We start from the raw sequence: 17,312 nt of genomic DNA on the forward strand, positions 1-17,312 counted from the left end.
ACGGTTGCGCGTCCGCGGGTCGGGTTTGGCTACGATGTGACCTTCGAAATGACCCCGACCAACGACTTGCAGAAGGCGGGTAGGTCATCGGGTTTGCGACTCGAAACCAATGTGTTTGGGCCGCGCGAGCATTCGACGACTTCATCGTCGACCCAATTTGCGCCGGCGTTGACCAGATCCGTTTTGACGCTGGGCCACGAGGTGATCGTGCGGCCGCGCACCACATTGGCCTCGACGAGCGTCCATGGCCCGTGGCAGATGACCGCGACGGGTTTCCCTTCGTCGAAGAAGCCCTTGGCGAAGGCGACGGCGTCGCTGTTCGTGCGTAGGAAGTCGGGATTGGCGACACCGCCGGGCAGGACCAGCGCGGCGTAGTCGGATGCGGACACGCTGCCCACCGCCTTGTCCGCCTCGAACGTGTCGGCCGGAGTCAAATGGTTGAAGCCTTGGACCTTGCCGACTTCGGTCGACACGAGTTCAGGTGTCCCGCCCGCCTGTTCCACCGCCTTCCACGGTTCCGTCAACTCGACCTGCTCAACGCCTTCGGGCGCGACCAGGAACGCAATAGTCTTGCCATTCAGTGAAGTTGCCATGAATTTTTGTCCTTTGATCGTCGCTTTTTCACGCATACCCGGCGTGGTGAGCAACAAACAGGGCCGTTCAGGTCGGTACACTCGTACCAGAGCTGGCCATTTTGGTCCGGCTGCGTTTTCTGCCGGATATCGCGCTTTCACCGACGAGCTGCGCGGGTGAGCACGAACGAAGGACGGCGAGCATGACTGCATTGCAGGACTGGCTCAATGATCGGACAATGGATCCCCGCAACCTCAAGGGGTTGATCTGGGACGCGATCAAGGGCCTGTCGGTCGATGAGCCGCAATCAGTACCCGAGCACACCCTGATGGGCCGGGGACTCGAGCGCTGCTGACCGGAATCAATCGGCCCGGCGGTGGCCCCGCGGTTGTTCCAGGCGGGCCGTCTCATCCGCAGACTGACTCGAAATGCGGTGTGTCGGCGTCTCGAATGCCTGAGTCGGGTTGTCGTCGGCCGGTGAACCGGCCCGCACCCGCTTCGGGACGTCTTCGACGGGTTCGGGCTCGTCAGCGTGCTCGTCACGACCGCTGATCAGCAGGGCGATGGCCGCCCCGACGATGCACACCATGCAGGTGATCCTGAAGATCTCGCCGTACTGCAGGACGTAGGCCTGACGTGATGCCTCGCTCACCCGCGCGGTAGCGGCCACTATCAGCCCACCGGGGGAGTCGGCGTCCGCGGGCGGCAGTGCCGCGAGACGCTCCTGCAGGTACTGGTTGAACTTGTACAGGCCCCATGCGGACAGCGCCGCAACGCCGATCAGCATGCCGATCATGCGGGCAACCACGACGGCCGCCGAGGCGATGCCGTGCTGGGCGGCGGGTACCACACGTAACGTCGCCGACGTCAGCGGGCCGATGACCAGACCCAATCCCAGACCGGCGATCGCGAGGTCGGTATCCAGCATCGGCAACGAGATGAAGCCGAGGTCATGGCGGGCCGAAAGCACGTCCGCGGGCCAACCAGAGACCAGGTAGTAACCGCCTGCGGCAATCAACAGTCCGGCGCACGCGACGATCCGGTCGCCGACCTTGGTGGCGATCCAGCCGCCGAGCAGAGCCCCGATCGGCAGCGCGACGAGGAACCGCAGCAGCAGCAGGGCGGCCTCGATCTGGTCCTTGTCCAGCACTCCCTGACCGAACAGCTCGACGTTGACGAGCGTCACCATCAGGGCGGCGCCCGCGACCAGGGACGCGCCCAGCGCCGCGAGGAACGGCCGGAAGTGCACGCCTGCGGGCTCGATCAGCCGGGTCTTGGCGAACCGCTCCCACACGAAGAACGCCACGGCCGCGATCAGAGCGCCGATGAGCAAAATGACACCGTTGCGCGGTAATACCTCTTTGCCGTCCGGGGCGGGGTTGTAGAGGCCCCAGGTCGCCAGGCCCAGGGTCAACGCGAGCAGCAGACCGCCGACGACGTCGACCTTCTCTGGATTCTCGGGTTTCTGACGAGCAGGCAGGCTGAAGTGGATCATCACCATGGCGATGATCGCGAGCGGCACATTGACCCAGAACACCGACTGCCAATGGCCGAACGCCCAGAGCAGCAGGATGCCGTAGATGGGTCCGAGCACACTGCCGAGTTCCTGGGCAGCGCCGACACCTCCGAGCACCGCGGCACGTTTGCGGCTCGACCACAGGTCGGCGGCGAGCGCCAGCGTGACCGGGAGCAGCGCACCGCTGGCAATGCCCTGGATCAACCGCCCGATGACGAGAATGTCGAGATCCGTCGACATCGCCGTGACCACCGAGCCGACGGCGAAACCGGCGAGGCTGACCTGCAACAACATCTTTCGACCGAACCGGTCCGACGCGCGGCCCAGCAGTGGCATCGCCGCGATGTAGCCGAGCAGGTACACGGTGACGATCGGAGTGACCCGCTGGATCTGGTTCACCGCGATGCCGACATCGTTCATGATGTCGCGAATGATCGTGATCACGACATAGGTGTCGAGAGCACCGAGCAGCACGGCAAGGCTGCCTGCGCTGATCGCGATGCGCCGACCGGCGGTCTCCGGCTGCGCGGTTTCGGTCGAAGCCTGCATCAGACCGTCGGCTTGTTGACGGTGACCGGCTTACCCCAGTCCGAGATCGCGATCGTGACGGCTTGGCCCTGGGCGGGCTCCATCTTGACCTGGACCAGTTCGTGATCGCCTTCTTCGGCAATCCACGCCGTGCCGGGCACCGGCTCTGTCACCGCGAGCTGTGGCGCGATCGCGTTCACGGCATCGACGCTGATCTTTCCGGTCACGCGGACCGTCTTTACGCCGTTGATGGTCTCGCGGCCCTCGGCCTTGGGGTCGGAGAAATTGGATATGACGTTGCCCACACCCTTCTCAGGCGACAGGAGCGCCGAGACGTCGTATATATCGGCGGCCGGCCCGAAGTCCTGGTAGGTGCCGGCCGTGATGGCGGCGTACAAGGTGCCGTCGAGGACGACGAAGCCGACGCCCTCGAGGCGGGTGCCCAGGAACGAGAGGTTGGCCTTGCCCTCCGCGGCGACGGCGGGCTTGAGGGTCAGATCGCCTTCGAGCGACTCGATCGGAAGAGCCGCGATCTCGCCTTGCACCGTCAGCAGCAGGTGCGCGCTGGTCTGGCTCTTGGTGGTCTCGGCGGACTGCTGCAGCAGCGTCGCGGCGTCGGGCAGGTTCGAGTTGTCCTCGGAGCTTGAGCACCCTGCGAGCAGAGCGACGGAAGTGAAAAGCGCGGCGAAGATCGCCAAGAGGCGGGTCGGCATGACTGCATCGTAGTGGGTGGGGGCATCAGCAACCTTTAGCCGGGCGCGCGCGGGAGCGGAGAAGTAGCCGATGAGCTGGACTTTCTTGTATGGGGGATTAGTCTGGCGGCGTGTTCACCGGAATCGTCGAAGAAATGGGCGAAATCGTCGGCAAGGAAGACCTGGGCGACTCCGCGAGGTTCGCCATCCGCGGGCCCATCGTCACCTCAGATGCCGGCCACGGTGACTCGATTGCGGTGAACGGTGTATGCCTCACCGTGGTCGAGGTGCGTTCCGACGGTGCGTTCACCGCCGATGTCATGGGCGAGACGCTGAACAGATCCAGCCTGCGCGGTGTCGGCGTGGGGAGCCGGGTGAATCTGGAGCGCGCGGCAGCGGTCAACAGCCGCCTCGGGGGTCATATCGTGCAGGGCCACGTAGACGGAACCGGTCACGTCATCGCGCGCACCCCCGCGCAGCATTGGGAGGTGGTGCGGATCGCACTGCCGATGGCCCTCAGTAGATATGTGGTCGAGAAGGGCTCCATCACCGTCGACGGTGTGTCGCTGACCGTCTCCGCCGTCGGACACGACTGGTTCGAGATCTCGCTCATTCCGACGACGCTCGAGCTGACGACGTTGGGACGGGCCGGCGTCGGCACCTCGGTCAACCTCGAGGTCGACATCATCGCCAAATATGTCGAGCGGCTGTTGGATGCCAGAGACGGCTCGATCGAAGCCTCGGGAGATTAACCGAAAACCCAGGTCAGGGGCGCGAGAATAAGACTTCGGCCCGGGTGGTTCATACTGATGTGGTGACGAGGCTTGACACCGTGGAGCGGGCGGTCGCCGACATCGCCGCGGGCAAGGCCGTGGTGGTCATCGACGATGAGGATCGCGAGAACGAGGGCGATCTGATTTTCGCCGCCGAGAAGGCGACCCCCGAGCTGGTGGCCTTCATGGTGCGCTATACGTCCGGCTATCTGTGCGTCCCGCTCGATGGTGCGGTCTGCGACAAGCTGGGCCTGCTGCCCATGTTCGCGGTCAATCAAGACAAGCACGGCACCGCGTACACGGTGACCGTCGACGCGAAAAAGGGTGTCGGAACCGGTATTTCGGCTTCAGACCGGGCGACCACCATGCGGTTGCTCGCCGATCCCACCAGTATTGCCGACGACTTCACCCGGCCCGGCCACGTCGTGCCGCTACGCGCGAAAGACGGTGGCGTGCTGCGCCGTCCAGGTCACACCGAGGCCGCCGTCGACCTGGCCCGGCTCGCCGGTCTGCAGCCCGCCGGGGCGATCTGCGAGATCGTCAGCCAAAAGGACGAAGGCGCCATGGCGCAGACCGATGAGCTACGGGTCTTCGCCGACGAGCACGACTTGGCGCTCATCTCGATCGCTGACCTCATCGAGTGGCGTCGCAAGCACGAGAAGCACATCGAGCGCATCGCCGAGGCACGCATCCCGACGCGACACGGCGAATTCCGCGCGGTCGGATACAGCAGCATCTACGAAGACGTCGAGCACGTGGCGCTGGTGCGCGGCGACATCGCCGGACCGCACGGTGACGGGCACGACGTCCTCGTCCGGGTGCACTCGGAATGCCTGACCGGCGACGTGTTCGGGTCGCGGCGCTGCGATTGCGGTCCGCAGCTGGACGCCGCGCTGGCGATGGTGGCTCGCGAAGGTCGCGGCATCGTGCTGTACATGCGCGGTCACGAAGGCCGCGGCATCGGCCTGATGCACAAGTTGCAGGCCTACCAGCTGCAGGACGCCGGCGAGGACACCGTCGACGCCAACCTGAAACTCGGCCTGCCTGCGGACGCGCGCGACTACGGCATCGGCGCACAGATTCTCGTCGACCTCGGGGTCCGGTCGATGCGGCTGCTGACCAACAACCCGGCCAAGCGTGTCGGCCTCGACGGCTACGGGCTGCACATCATCGAGCGTGTTCCGCTTCCAGTCCGCGCCAACGCGGAGAACATCCGCTATTTGATGACCAAACGCGACCGGATGGGCCACGACCTCATCGGTTTGGATGAGTACCACGAGGCCGTGACCATGGACTCGTACGAAGAGGGTGTGTACCTGCTGGGTGATCGTGATCGCACCCCAACCGAGCGCGATCTCGGCGGAGCCCTGTGAGCGGCCGGGACGGAGTCCTGAATTGAGTGGAGGCGCAGGCGTTCCCGATCTGCCTCAGCTCGACGCCTCGGATCTGACACTTGCCATCGTCGCCAGCACGTGGCATGGAACGATCTGCGACGCGCTGCTCGACGGTGCGCGCAAGGTCGCCACAGATGCCGGGATCAGCGACCCGACGGTCGTACGCGTTCTGGGTGCCATCGAAATCCCCGTCGTCGCACAGGCATTGGCTGCCACTCACGATGCCGTGGTAGCGCTGGGCGTGGTGATCCGCGGGCAAACACCGCACTTCGACTATGTCTGCGACGCAGTTACGCAGGGTCTGACCCGGGTGTCGTTGGATGCTTCGACCCCCGTGGCCAACGGCGTGCTCACCACCGACACCGAGGAGCAGGCACTGGATCGCGCCGGGCTGCCCGGTTCGGCCGAGGACAAGGGTGCGCAGGCGGCGGCGGCGGCGATATCCACCGCGATGACGCTGCGCGACCTGCGGCGGCCGCGATCATGAGCGACTGGGACGTCGAGATACGGCCTCATCTGACACCGTATTTCGCGTACGGCGCAGCAGCGCTCATCCTGGCGGCGCACGTCACCGTCGGAGCACTGCTGAAGATCGCGTCGACGGGTGTGATCTTCCAGACCGCCGATCAGGTGGCGATCGCCCTGCTCGGTGTCGTCATCGCTGCGCTCGTGCTGATGTTCGCGCGTCCGCGGGTCCGAGTCGGTGCACAGGGGATTGCGGTGCGGAACCTGTTGACCTATCGACTCATTGGATGGTCGGACGTCGTCGACGTGTCCTTCCATCCCGGCGCTCGTTGGGCTCGGGTGGATCTGCCAGACGATGAGTACGTTCCGGTGCTGGCGATTCAGGCGGTCGACAAAGAACGGGCAGTCGAGGCGATGGAGACCGTTCGTGGACTGCTCGCACGCTACAAGGGCATCAACTCACGCTGAGCGTCATCGCGACTTCGTCTCGGGGTTTCGCGTTGTCCGACACGGCGGCAAACCTGAAACCCAGGCTCTCGTAAACGGCCCGCGCCGCCAGATTGCCGGATGCCACCCGCAGCGTGATGGTCTGGACGCCTTCGCTGCGAGCCCAGTCCACCGCAGCGGCCACCAGCGGGCGTGCCAGCCCCCGACCACGAACGATCGGGTCCAACCACAGCGAATAGAGATACACCGAGTCCGGATTCTCCTGCTGTGCGGCAATCAACCCGACGGGGCGACCGTCGACGAGCGTCGCGAATTGCGCGTGGTTGCGTAGCCGTCGCCGCCACTGCGCCGCGGTGAACCCGGCTTCCTTTTGGTATTGCGGATCCCGCTCTCCGAGCGCGTCGATCAGAGCCCGCAACCGAATCGCGGCGAACACCCTCCAATCGGACTCGGCGAAACGGATGACCTTCGCGGTCATCCGGTGTCGCCCATCACCAGCCCCTCACGGCGAGGATCAGCGCCACCGATGAAACCGTCGTTGTCACGGATGATCGCGGACAATCCGCTCGTCTGATCGGCCAGGTCGACCTGATGTCCGAGTTTACGCAAACCGATCACGAGCGGGTCGTGGTCGCCGTTGTCGGATGTGTCGATGACGGGATGCTCGCCGCCGACGTTGGTCTTCGGAGTGTTGGCCGCGCCGAAGTCGACCATGGACACCGCCTGCTGCGGGTCCAGGCCCCAATCCACCATTCCCACAATGGTTTTCACGACAAACTGGATGATGACCGAGCCGCCCGGCGATCCGAGTGTCGCGTACAGGGGACCTCGCGTTCCGGGCTGGTCTGCCGCGTCGAAGACCAACGTGGGCGCCATCGAGCTGCGCGGTCGCTTACCGGGCTGGATTCGGTTGGCGACCGGAGCGCCGTCGGGTCCGGTGGGTTCGGCCGAGAAGTCGGTGAGTTGGTTGTTGAGGATGAAGCCGTCCACCATGTGGAATGAGCCGAACGACGACTCGATCGTCGTGGTCATCGATGCGGCGTTTCCGCGCGCGTCGATGATGCTGATCTGACTCGTTCCGTGCTCCGGGGGTGGCGGAACCGGGGTCGTCGGCGGGCCGAATTCTCCTGGTTTCGCAGTGCCCATCGAACGTTGCTCGGAGATCAGTGCCGCGCGGCCCGCGAGGTAGTCAGTGTTGATCAAGGTATTAGGCGTGCCACCGGGCAGGGGGACGAAATCGGTGTCGGCCACGTACTTGTCCCGGTCGGCGTAGGCTAGCCGCTCCGCCTCGGAGATCAGGTGCACGCCCATCACGGATGGTCTGCCCCCGTTGAGATCGATGTCCGTGGGCTTATGGCCCGCCATGGCGAAGTGTTCGAGGGTGCCCAGCGTGGAGGCGACTGCGATGCCCCCGGACGAGGGAGGTGGCATGCCGCAGATCACCTTGCCGCGGTATGGCGAGCACAGCGCCTCGCGCATTTTGACGGCATATCCGGCAAGATCTTCGCGGGTCATCACGCCTGGGGTGCGCCCGCCCGAGATGTCGGCCACCGCGTCGACGATATCGCCGGCGATCGCACCGGTGTAAAACGATTGCGGATCAGATGCGATGACCCCCAACGTCTTTGCGTAGGCGGGATTGGTCAGGACTGTCCCTTCGGACTTCGCGCTGCCGTCAGGGTTCAGGAAGTACTCGGCCGCCGGTGGATCCATTTTCAGTTGCGAGGCAGCGCCGGCGATGGCGGCCGCCATTCGCGTGCTGATCTTGAAGCCGTCGTCGGCGAGGGTGACCGCAGGGCTGAACAAGTCGCGCCAACCGGTCTTCCCGTGCTCGGCGTGCACCTTCTGCATAAGCCGCACGATGCCCGGCACGCCGATGGAACGGCCGGATGCGCGGGTGTCGGGCTTGGGTTCGGTGCGGTCGGTGTCGGAGATCCAGCGCAGGTAGTTCTCCGTTGCCGCCGCCGGTGCGACCTCTCGGCCGTCGTAGGCCTGGACCGAATCCGCCGCCGCGTCGTAGTACAGCAGGAAGCCGCCGCCGCCGAGGCCGGACGACTGCGGCTCGACCAGACCGAGCACCGCCTGCGCGGCGACCAGCGCGTCGGCGGCCGTGCCACCGTCGCGAAGAACCTCACATGCGGCTTGGGTGGAGAGCGGATTGGCGGTGGCCACGGAGTAGGTGCTGGTCCGGACGGCGGTCATGTCCTTGCGGTATCCGGTCGCGACTGCGGGATTGGTGGAGATATTTCGGGACGTGGTGACGGTCGGGCTGGCCGGGGCCTTGGGCGCCGGGGTGCCGTTGGCGACGATTGCGCACGGTCCGGCGGCGTCGGGCTCCGCGTTCTCGTCGGCCGCACATCCGGCAAGCACCACGACGACGCCGGTCAGCGGGGCAATTACCTTGGTCAGCGCCGAAAACCGCATCACCCGACGGTAGTTCATCGGACTCGTCCGGGGACGGCAGTAACCTGGAATCCGTGCCCGATCCAGCGACGTACCGACCCGCTCCCGGGTCGATCCCCATCCAGCCGGGTGTCTACCGGTTCCGGGATCCGCACGGTCGGGTGATCTACGTCGGCAAGGCCAAGAGTCTGCGGAGCCGGCTGAACTCGTACTTCGCCGATTTGTCCGGCCTGGCGCCGCGCACCCGCCAGATGGTGACGTCGGCGGCCGGCGTCGAGTGGACCGTGGTCAACACCGAAGTCGAGGCGCTGCAGCTCGAGTACAACTGGATCAAGGAGTTCGATCCGCGGTTCAACGTGCGCTACCGCGATGACAAGTCGTACCCGGTGCTCGCCGTGACGCTGAACGAGGAGTACCCGCGGCTGATGGTCTATCGCGGCGCGCGGCGCAAGGGGGTTCGCTATTTCGGGCCCTACTCGCATGCGTGGGCGATCCGCGAAACGCTCGACCTGCTGACCCGGGTCTTTCCGGCGCGCACCTGTTCGGCGGGAGTTTTCAAGCGGCACAGGCAGATCGACCGGCCCTGCCTGCTCGGATACATCGACAAGTGCTCGGCACCCTGCGTCGGGCGGGTGACGGCCGAGTCGCACCGGCAGATCGTCGAGAATTTCTGCGACTTCTTGGCGGGCAAGACCGACCGGCTGATCCGTGACATGGAACACGAGATGAACCGTGCTGCCGAGCTGCTGGACTTCGAGCGGGCGGCCCGGTTGCGGGACAACATTTCCGCGATGAAGCGGGCCATGGAGAAGCAGGCCGTGGTGTTCGGAGACGGCACCGACGCGGACGTGGTGGCCTTCGCCGACGACGATCTGGAAGCTGCTGTGCAGGTGTTCCACGTGCGGGGTGGCCGGGTGCGCGGCCAGCGCGGTTGGATCGTCGAAAAGTCCGGTGAGCCTGGTGAATCCGGCCTTGAGTACCTCGTCGAGCAGTTCCTGACGCAGTTCTACGGCGATCAGGCCGACCTCGACGGCGCCGCCGATATGTCGTTGACGCCGGTGCCCCGGCAGGTGCTGGTCCCGTGTCTGCCGGACAACGCCGAAGAAATCGAGACGTGGTTGTCACAGCTGCGCGGCTCGAGGGTGTCGGTGCGGGTCCCTCAGCGCGGTGACAAACGCGCGCTGGCCGAGACGGTCAAACGCAACGCGCAGGATGCGCTGACGCAGCACAAACTCCGGCGAGCGGGCGACTTCACCGCAAGAAGCGCTGCATTGCAGAGCATTCAGGAATCGCTGGGTCTGGCCGACGCGCCGCTTCGCATCGAGTGCGTCGACATCAGCCACGTTCAGGGCACCGATGTCGTGGCCTCGCTGGTGGTGTTCGAGGACGGGCTACCGCGCAAGTCCGACTATCGCCACTATGCGATCAGGGGCGCTGCGGGGGAGGGGCGCTCCGACGACGTCGCGTCGATCGCCGAGGTAACCCGGCGACGTTTCCACCGGCTCTTGCACGACCTGCAACATCCGACAGAGCTTGCACTGGAAGGAAAATCGCGCAAATTCGCCTATCCGCCGAACCTGTTCGTGGTCGACGGGGGCGCCCCGCAGGTCAACGCCGCGCAGGCGGTGCTCGATGAGCTGGGTATCAGCGATGTCGCCGTCATTGGGCTGGCGAAACGGCTGGAAGAGGTGTGGGTCCCGGCTGAGCCTGACCCTCTGATCATGCCGCGCAATAGCGAAGGCTTGTATCTGCTGCAGCGGGTACGCGACGAGGCGCACCGGTTCGCGATCACCTATCACCGCAGCAAGCGGTCGAAGCGGATGACGGCGTCGGCCCTGGATTCGATCCGCGGGCTCGGCGAGCATCGTCGTAAGGCGCTGGTCACCCATTTCGGATCGGTCGCTCGCTTGAAGGAGGCCAGCGTCGAGGAGATCACCGCCGTGCCCGGCATCGGTGCGGCGACGGCGAAGGCCGTTCTGGAAGCTCTCGGCGTCCCGCCCGATTCCGGAGCGCCCGAACCGGTTATCGGCAATGATCAGAGCAGAGCATCCGGATGACAGATCAGGGCATGCAAAAAGAATTGCAGGATGGCGCCGGCAACGGCGAACGTGGGGGATCCGGCATCGATGTCGTACTGGTCACCGGGCTGTCCGGCGCAGGCCGGGGTACGGCGGCCAAGGTGCTGGAGGATCTCGGCTGGTATGTGGCCGACAATCTACCGCCCGAGCTGATCGCTCGGATGGTAGAGCTTGGACTGGCGGCGGGCTCGCGGATCACCCAGCTGGCGGTGGTCATGGACGTGCGGTCCCGCGGGTTCACCGGCGATCTCGACTGGGTCCGCAAGGACCTGGCCACCCGCAACATCACCCCGCGGGTGCTGTTTCTCGAAGCGTCCGACGACATCCTGGTCCGCCGCTATGAGCAAAACCGGCGCAGCCATCCATTGCAGGGGAATCAGACTCTTGCAGAAGGCATTGCGGCCGAGCGCACCATGCTCGCGCCCATCCGGGCGGCCGCTGATCTGGTCATCGACACGTCGACACTGCCCGTTCCCGCGTTGCGGGAAAGCATCGAGCGCGCCTTCGGCGGCGAAACCGTCGCTCACACCAATGTCACCGTCGAGTCCTTCGGATACAAGTACGGGTTGCCCATGGACGCCGATACGGTGATGGATGTGCGCTTTTTGCCAAATCCGCATTGGGTGGACGAGCTACGACCTCATAGCGGACAGCACCCGGCCGTCCGCGACTACGTACTCGGCCAACCGGGCGCCGGAGAATTCTTGGAGACCTACCATCGTCTGCTGGACTTCGTCATCGACGGATACCGTCGCGAGGGTAAGCGCTATATGACTGTTGCTATTGGCTGCACCGGAGGTAAGCATCGCAGCGTGGCGATCGCCGAGGCGCTGGCGGCCAGACTGCAGGGCGGTGACGACCTCACGGTGCGGGTATTGCACCGGGATTTGGGGCGCGAATGAGTCCGCGGATCGTTGCCCTCGGAGGTGGGCACGGCCTCTACGCCACGCTGTCGGCGGCCCGCAGACTCACCCCGCACGTCACCGCGATCGTCACGGTCGCCGACGACGGTGGTTCCTCCGGCCGGCTACGCAGCGAACTCGATGTCGTGCCGCCGGGTGATCTGCGAATGGCTTTGGCCGCGTTGGCATCCGACACACCGCATGGGCGACTCTGGGCGACGATCCTGCAGCATCGGTTTGGTGGCAACGGTGCGCTCGCGGGGCACCCGATCGGCAACCTGATGCTCGCGGGTCTCAACGAGGTGCTCGCCGATCCGGTGGCGGCGCTCGACGAGCTGGGCCGCGTCCTCGGCATCCACGGCCGGGTCCTGCCGATGTGCCCGATGGGCCTGAGCATCGAGGCCGACGTGGCGGGCCTGGAATCCGATCCGCGGATGAGCCGGGTGATCCGGGGGCAGGTGGCGATCGCGACCACCGTCGGGAAGGTGCGCAGGGTCCGGTTGATACCGGGTGACCCGCCGGCCACCAGGCAGGCGGTGGACGCGATCATGGCCGCCGACCTGGTCGTGCTCGGTCCTGGGTCGTGGTTCACGAGCGTCATCCCGCACGTGCTCGTTCCGCAGCTGGTGGCGGCGCTGCAGGCGACGGCCGCACGTCGGGCGCTGGTGGTGAACCTGGTGGCAGAACCCGGGGAGACCGCGGAGTTCTCGGCCGAACGTCATATCCATGTGTTGTCGCAGCACGCGCCGGGTTTCACGATGCACGAGGTCATCGTCGACGCCAGCCGTGTCCCGACCGAGCGGGAGCGTGAGCAATTGCGCCGAACCGCGAAAATCTTGGATGCCCAAGTGGAGTTTGCTGACGTGTCCAGACCTGGTACACCTTTACATGACCCGGCGAGGTTGGCCGCGGCTCTGGAGGGTGTGCGGTTGCGTGGTGCGGCGCCGCCTGCGTCTCCAACGCCGACCGTGCCCACACCGACAGCGAACGGACCGAGAGGTGACGACTCGTGGCGATGACAGCCGAGGTCAAAGACGAGCTCAGCCGTCTTCAGGTCAATTCGGTGAGTGCGCGCCGCGCCGAGGTGGCATCGCTGCTGCGGTTCGCCGGTGGACTGCACATCGTGTCCGGCCGGGTGGTTGTCGAGGCCGAGGTCGATTTGGGGATCATCGCCCGGCGCCTGCGTAAGGACATCTACGACCTGTACGGCTACAACGCTGTGGTGCATGTGCTGTCGGCGAGCGGTATCCGCAAGAGCACCCGGTATGTCCTGCGGGTCGCCAAGGACGGTGAGGCGCTGGCCCGCCAGACCGGTCTGCTGGATCTGCGTGGACGGCCGGTGCGTGGCCTTCCCGCACAAGTGGTCGGCGGTAGCGTCGCCGACGCCGAAGCTGCTTGGCGTGGCGCGTTTTTGGCGCACGGATCCCTTACCGAACCGGGCCGGTCCTCGGCGCTCGAGGTCAGTTGCCCAGGGCCCGAGGCGGCGCTGGCGCTCGTCGGCGCGGCACGCCGACTCGGGGTCAGCGCGAAGGCCCGTGAAGTCAGGGGCGCCGACCGGGTGGTGGTGCGCGACGGCGAGGCCATCGGCGCATTGCTGACGCGCATGGGTGCCCAGGACACCAGGTTGACGTGGGAGGAGCGGCGGATGCGCCGCGAGGTGCGTGCCACCGCCAACCGGCTGGCAAACTTCGACGACGCGAATCTACGGCGCTCGGCGCGGGCGGCGGTCGCTGCGGCCGCGCGCGTGGAGCGGGCGCTGGAGATCCTCGCCGACACCGTTCCGGACCATCTGGCCGCAGCGGGCAAGCTGCGCGTCGAGCATCGGCAGGCGTCGCTCGAAGAGTTGGGCCGGCTCGCCGATCCACCGATGACGAAAGACGCCGTGGCGGGCCGTATTCGACGGCTGCTGTCCATGGCAGACCGCAAGGCCAAGCAGGACGGTATTCCCGACACCGAGTCGGCCGTCACACCGGATCTGCTCGAAGACGCCTAGCTCGTCGCCGAATGTGGAGTTATCGCACGTGAACCGGTGGCAGAAAACGTGTCGTAACTAGCCACTCAGCGAACTTGGTGTGCGATTCTGTGCAGGTGCCCGCGGGGGACCCGCCCAGTGGCGTGGTCACGTTCTTGTTCACCGATATCGAGGGTTCGACCCGTCGGTGGGAGTCGGACGCGGATGCGATGCGCGCGGCGCTGGCGGCGCATGACAAGGTGCTGCGCACCACGATCGATGCCCATGGGGGGTACGTCTTCAGTCACAGCGGTGACGGGATGGCTGCGGCGTTCTCGTCGCCGATGTCTGCAGTGGGGGCGGCGATCGATGCGCAGCGGGAGTTGCAGTTGCCGGTGCGGATGGGGATCGCTACCGGGGAAGCCGAGTTACGTGATGACGACTATTTCGGGACGGTGCTCAATCGCGCAGCGCGGCTGATGGCTGCTGGCCACGGCGGTCAGATCTTGGTCGCCGAATCGACCGCAGGCCTCCTGAGCGGAGTGGAGTTGTCCGATCTGGGACGACGACAACTGCGCGACGTCCCCAATCCCCTCAACGTGTTTCAGGTTCAGTGCCTCGGATTGCGCACAGATTTCCCACCTCTGCGAACGGTCGATCCGACTCCTGGAAATCTTCCGCGGTCGTCGACCGCTTTCGTCGGCCGCGATGCCGACCTCGCCGAAATCGTTGCGGCGCTGGAGTCTCGGCCGATGGTCACGCTCACCGGCGTCGGTGGGGTCGGGAAGACCCGATTAGCGGTGGAGGCCGCCGCGTGCGTGTCCGATCGGTTTCCCGACGGGGTCTGGTATTTCGAACTGGCCGCCGTCACCGATGAGAAGGCGGTGCCGGATGCGGTGGCCGGCGTTCTCGGCATCACGCAGCAGCCTGGTCTGTCCATGACCGAGTCGATAGCTGCCGCGCTCGAGGGCCGGTCCCGCCTTCTGCTGTTCGACAACTGTGAACACCTGCTCGACGCGACCGCGGATCTCGCCGAAGCCATACTCGGGTCCGCCGATAGCGTGAGAATCATTGCGACCAGCCGCGAGGGGCTCGCTCTTGCTGTCGAACAGGTATGGCCCGTGCGCTCGCTGGATCTCGACGCAGCCGTGGAGCTGTTCAGCGAACGAGCCCACCGGGTGGCGCCAGGGGCAATGCTCGATGACACCGATGCTGTCGCGGAGATTTGCCGACGGCTTGACGGCATTCCGTTGGCCATCGAACTGGCCGCGTCGCGCATGTCTTCGATGACTGCGGTGGAGGTTCGGGACCATCTCGATCACCGCCTCAAACTCCTCGTCGGATCCAGGCGTGCTCTGGGGCGCCATCAGACGTTGCGCCACGCGGTGGCGTGGTCCTATAACTTGCTGGACGACCCCGAGAAGCGGCTACTGGAATGGTGTTCGGTGTTCGCCGGTGGTTTTGATCTCGACGCCGCGTGTGCCGTAGCGGGACGACCGGATGCTGATCGGTACGTGATCGTGGATCTGCTTGACGCGTTGGTGCGCAAATCCCTGATCGTGGCCGAACATTCGTCGGGACGGACGCGCTTCTCAATGCTCGAGACGATCCGTGAGTTCGCCGACGAACAGCTCGCGGGCCGCGGCGACGTCGCGCGGGCGCGTGACGCACACGCACGCCACTTCGCCGGTCGCGAAGCCGCCATTCTGGAACTGTGGAACAGCCCACGCCAGCGGGAGGCCTACGTCTGGTACATGACCGAATTGGGCAATCTGCGTTCGGCTTTTCGGTGGGCAGCCGATACCGGTGACCTCGACACGGCCGCCACCATCGTCACCTTCCTGGGAATCTTGGCCTACCCCTTGGAGAATCAAGAGCCCATCGCGTGGGCGGAAGAACTCATAGACTCCGCGCGCACCGCTGCCCATCCCCGTCTGGTGGGCTTGTATGTCGTTGCCGCGCTCTGCTGGTTGACTGGCCGTTTCGAGGATGCGCTTGCGTACGCAGATGCCGGCAGTATTGCGATGCGGTCCGAGCACCGCGCGGTGCCCTTCAGTTCGGATGGCTTGTTCGGTGGCCTGTACGTATCTCTTGGTGACGTCGACAGTGGCATCAACTGGTACGACACCTATCTCGAGCACAACGAGGACTCGATCGGCATTGTCAGGGCGAATCGGGTCCTTGCACTTGCGCTGGCCGGTCGTGTCGATGAGGCGATCGCCGCAGCGCCCGATGTCGTCGATGTCGCCGAGGCCAGCGGTAACCCCTACGCGCTGTCCTTCGCGCTACTGGCGTACGGCATCGCCTTCCGCGAGGCGGATCCGGAGGCCGCGCTCGAGGGCATGCGGCGCGGGTTGGTCATCGCACACGAAAGCGGTGCCCGTTCCAATGAGGCGTACCTGGCCAACAACATCGGACGGCTGGAGGCATCCCAAGGCGACATGGTCGCTGCGCTCAACCATTTGAAGCTGGGGATTCGCATCAATCACAGTTCGGGGGCCATCGTTGCGCTTCGGAGCCCACTCGCGATCCTCGCGAACATATTGGATCGGCTGCAACTCCATGACCATGCGGCCGTCATTGCCGGTTTCGCGGATAGCGAGCTGACCGCAGTGGTCTTTCCAGAGTTCCGCAGCACCCTCACACGCCTGCGCAGTGTGCTCGGCGACGACACGTATGAAGCGCTAGCGCGTCAAGGCGCGTCCATGACCACCGCGGCCATCGCCACCTACGCCCTCGAAAAGGTCGAGGAGTTGCGAACCACACTCGAGCGTTCAACATGAGTGGGCCGAGTGTGGGATTGACGCACGTGTTCGAAGCGCGGAGCGTGCGGGTAACCCACGTTCGGCGGAAGTTGGAGGATGTGACGGCATGGAAACCCTGAGAGTCGGTGCGGCCTTTCCCGATCCGCCGTTCAACGGCATGCCGGACGACACCGGGCTAGACATCGACCTGATGACGGCTATTGCCGAGAAGATCGGTGCGACAGTCCAATTCATCGCCTACGAGGGCGTCGACTTCAACGGCATCTTTGACGGACTCGGCGCCAGGTACGACTGCGTCACCGCCGGCACCACCGTCACACCCGAACGCGAGAAGAAGGCGCAGTTCGTCCCGCCGTATCTCATCTCCGGACAGTCGCTGGCCGTCGACACCAGAAGACTGCCGCACGTCACCTCCATCGACGACCTCGAGGGCCTGACCATCGGCGTACAACAGGGCAACACCAGCCAACCCATCGCCGAGCGGCTGGTCGCCCAGGGCAAGGCCGCCGCCGTCCGCGTCTACGACTACGGCTCGATCCGCTCGGCGCTGGCCGACCTGACGACCGGTGAATGCGACGCGTTCATGAAGCTCGCGCCCGTGCTCAACGAGCTCGTCAAGCCGATACCCGGCGTCGAAGTCGTGCAACGTGGCATCTCGGTCGAGAACATCGCCATCGCCGTCGCGCTCGGTGACCAGACGCTCCTCGGCCGCCTCACCGTCGCGCAGGCCGAGTTGGAGGAGGACGGCACACTGCAGCGCATCCGCGGGAAATGGCTGGGCAATCCGTACGCCGACCAGAATCTGGCGGTGCACTGACGATGGCG

Annotated in this window: 16 protein-coding genes; 11 read left to right on the top strand and 5 right to left on the bottom strand. The window is 65.5% G+C overall.

Annotated features, from left to right (window positions below; genetic code table 11):
* Positions 1–29 precede the first annotated feature (29 nt).
* A complete protein-coding gene (locus M1248_RS22955) occupies positions 30–593 on the bottom strand; it encodes a type 1 glutamine amidotransferase domain-containing protein (RefSeq protein ID WP_317149812.1) in 564 nt (187 codons plus the stop codon).
* 182 nt (positions 594–775) lie between these two features.
* On the opposite strand from M1248_RS22955, the gene M1248_RS22960 reads away from it, so the two are divergent.
* A complete protein-coding gene (locus tag M1248_RS22960; RefSeq protein ID WP_317149813.1) occupies positions 776–928 on the top strand; it encodes a hypothetical protein in 153 nt (50 codons plus the stop codon).
* A gap of 6 nt (positions 929–934) precedes the next feature.
* Here the strand turns inward: M1248_RS22960 and M1248_RS22965 are convergent, their stop codons facing one another.
* Together M1248_RS22965 and M1248_RS22970 are read right to left on the bottom strand one after the other, a co-directional pair.
* On the bottom strand, positions 935–2,638 hold the full coding sequence (locus tag M1248_RS22965; RefSeq protein ID WP_163727348.1) for an MFS transporter: 1,704 nt from the start codon (positions 2,636–2,638) through the stop codon (positions 935–937).
* Entirely contained in the window at positions 2,638–3,330 is a 693-nt protein-coding gene (locus tag M1248_RS22970) for an LppX_LprAFG lipoprotein (RefSeq protein WP_317149814.1), read from the bottom strand. The genes M1248_RS22965 and M1248_RS22970 overlap by 1 nt, the downstream gene beginning before the upstream one ends.
* Before the next feature lie 110 nt (positions 3,331–3,440).
* Between M1248_RS22970 and M1248_RS22975 the strand changes: the two genes are divergently transcribed.
* The 4 genes from M1248_RS22975 to M1248_RS22990 all read left to right on the top strand — a co-directional run bounded on the left by M1248_RS22975 (position 3,441) and on the right by M1248_RS22990 (position 6,409).
* Positions 3,441–4,061, top strand: a complete 621-nt coding sequence (locus M1248_RS22975) for a riboflavin synthase (protein ID WP_163727354.1) — start codon at positions 3,441–3,443, stop codon at positions 4,059–4,061.
* 62 nt (positions 4,062–4,123) lie between these two features.
* A complete protein-coding gene (locus tag M1248_RS22980) occupies positions 4,124–5,455 on the top strand; it encodes a bifunctional 3,4-dihydroxy-2-butanone-4-phosphate synthase/GTP cyclohydrolase II (protein WP_163727357.1) in 1,332 nt (443 codons plus the stop codon).
* Positions 5,456–5,477: 22 nt separating this feature from the next.
* The gene (gene ribH, locus M1248_RS22985; RefSeq protein ID WP_163727360.1) at positions 5,478–5,963 is read left to right on the top strand and encodes a 6,7-dimethyl-8-ribityllumazine synthase; all 486 of its coding nucleotides are present in this window, start codon (positions 5,478–5,480) and stop codon (positions 5,961–5,963) included.
* Positions 5,960–6,409: a PH domain-containing protein gene (locus M1248_RS22990; protein WP_163727361.1), complete on the top strand. Its 450-nt coding sequence runs from the start codon at positions 5,960–5,962 to the stop codon at positions 6,407–6,409. Before ribH ends, M1248_RS22990 begins: the two co-directional genes overlap by 4 nt.
* Here M1248_RS22990 and M1248_RS22995 read toward each other — a convergent pair.
* Positions 6,396–6,866 (bottom strand): GNAT family N-acetyltransferase, encoded by a 471-nt coding sequence (locus tag M1248_RS22995; protein ID WP_163727363.1) that lies wholly within the window; start codon positions 6,864–6,866, stop codon positions 6,396–6,398. The two genes, M1248_RS22990 and M1248_RS22995, sit on opposite strands and share 14 nt — an antisense overlap.
* The gene (locus M1248_RS23000) at positions 6,863–8,812 is read right to left on the bottom strand and encodes a gamma-glutamyltransferase family protein (protein ID WP_317149815.1); all 1,950 of its coding nucleotides are present in this window, start codon (positions 8,810–8,812) and stop codon (positions 6,863–6,865) included. The genes M1248_RS22995 and M1248_RS23000 overlap by 4 nt, the downstream gene beginning before the upstream one ends.
* A gap of 53 nt (positions 8,813–8,865) precedes the next feature.
* Here M1248_RS23000 and uvrC point away from each other — a divergent pair, with 53 nt between their 5' ends.
* The 6 genes from uvrC to M1248_RS23030 all read left to right on the top strand — a co-directional run bounded on the left by uvrC (position 8,866) and on the right by M1248_RS23030 (position 17,304).
* Positions 8,866–10,848: an excinuclease ABC subunit UvrC gene (gene uvrC, locus M1248_RS23005; protein ID WP_317149816.1), complete on the top strand. Its 1,983-nt coding sequence runs from the start codon at positions 8,866–8,868 to the stop codon at positions 10,846–10,848.
* Between the two features lie 11 nt (positions 10,849–10,859).
* A complete protein-coding gene (rapZ, locus tag M1248_RS23010; RefSeq protein WP_163737044.1) occupies positions 10,860–11,771 on the top strand; it encodes an RNase adapter RapZ in 912 nt (303 codons plus the stop codon).
* Positions 11,768–12,790, top strand: coding sequence for a uridine diphosphate-N-acetylglucosamine-binding protein YvcK (locus tag M1248_RS23015; protein ID WP_163727369.1), 1,023 nt, complete (start codon positions 11,768–11,770; stop codon positions 12,788–12,790). The genes rapZ and M1248_RS23015 overlap by 4 nt, the downstream gene beginning before the upstream one ends.
* A complete protein-coding gene (gene whiA / locus M1248_RS23020; protein ID WP_083123731.1) occupies positions 12,787–13,764 on the top strand; it encodes a DNA-binding protein WhiA in 978 nt (325 codons plus the stop codon). The genes M1248_RS23015 and whiA overlap by 4 nt, the downstream gene beginning before the upstream one ends.
* 95 nt (positions 13,765–13,859) lie before the next feature.
* The gene (locus tag M1248_RS23025) at positions 13,860–16,505 is read left to right on the top strand and encodes an adenylate/guanylate cyclase domain-containing protein (protein WP_410506724.1); all 2,646 of its coding nucleotides are present in this window, start codon (positions 13,860–13,862) and stop codon (positions 16,503–16,505) included.
* An 88-nt stretch (positions 16,506–16,593) separates the two neighbouring features.
* Entirely contained in the window at positions 16,594–17,304 is a 711-nt protein-coding gene (locus tag M1248_RS23030; protein WP_317149817.1) for an ABC transporter substrate-binding protein, read from the top strand.
* Positions 17,305–17,312 lie beyond the last annotated feature (8 nt).

This window comes from Mycobacterium sp. 29Ha (assembly GCF_032883055.1).
GTDB lineage: Bacteria > Actinomycetota > Actinomycetes > Mycobacteriales > Mycobacteriaceae > Mycobacterium > Mycobacterium gallinarum.

Coding starts and splice junctions, on each gene's coding strand:
- M1248_RS22955 (WP_317149812.1), bottom strand. CDS start 593: ATGGCAACTTCACTGAATGGCAAGACTATTGCGTTCCTGGTCGCGCCC.
- M1248_RS22960 (WP_317149813.1), top strand. CDS start 776: ATGACTGCATTGCAGGACTGGCTCAATGATCGGACAATGGATCCCCGC.
- M1248_RS22965 (WP_163727348.1), bottom strand. CDS start 2,638: ATGCAGGCTTCGACCGAAACCGCGCAGCCGGAGACCGCCGGTCGGCGC.
- M1248_RS22970 (WP_317149814.1), bottom strand. CDS start 3,330: ATGCCGACCCGCCTCTTGGCGATCTTCGCCGCGCTTTTCACTTCCGTC.
- M1248_RS22990 (WP_163727361.1), top strand. CDS start 5,960: ATGAGCGACTGGGACGTCGAGATACGGCCTCATCTGACACCGTATTTC.
- M1248_RS22995 (WP_163727363.1), bottom strand. CDS start 6,866: ATGACCGCGAAGGTCATCCGTTTCGCCGAGTCCGATTGGAGGGTGTTC.
- M1248_RS23000 (WP_317149815.1), bottom strand. CDS start 8,812: ATGCGGTTTTCGGCGCTGACCAAGGTAATTGCCCCGCTGACCGGCGTC.
- rapZ (WP_163737044.1), top strand. CDS start 10,860: ATGCAAAAAGAATTGCAGGATGGCGCCGGCAACGGCGAACGTGGGGGA.
- M1248_RS23015 (WP_163727369.1), top strand. CDS start 11,768: ATGAGTCCGCGGATCGTTGCCCTCGGAGGTGGGCACGGCCTCTACGCC.
- whiA (WP_083123731.1), top strand. CDS start 12,787: ATGACAGCCGAGGTCAAAGACGAGCTCAGCCGTCTTCAGGTCAATTCG.
- M1248_RS23030 (WP_317149817.1), top strand. CDS start 16,594: ATGGAAACCCTGAGAGTCGGTGCGGCCTTTCCCGATCCGCCGTTCAAC.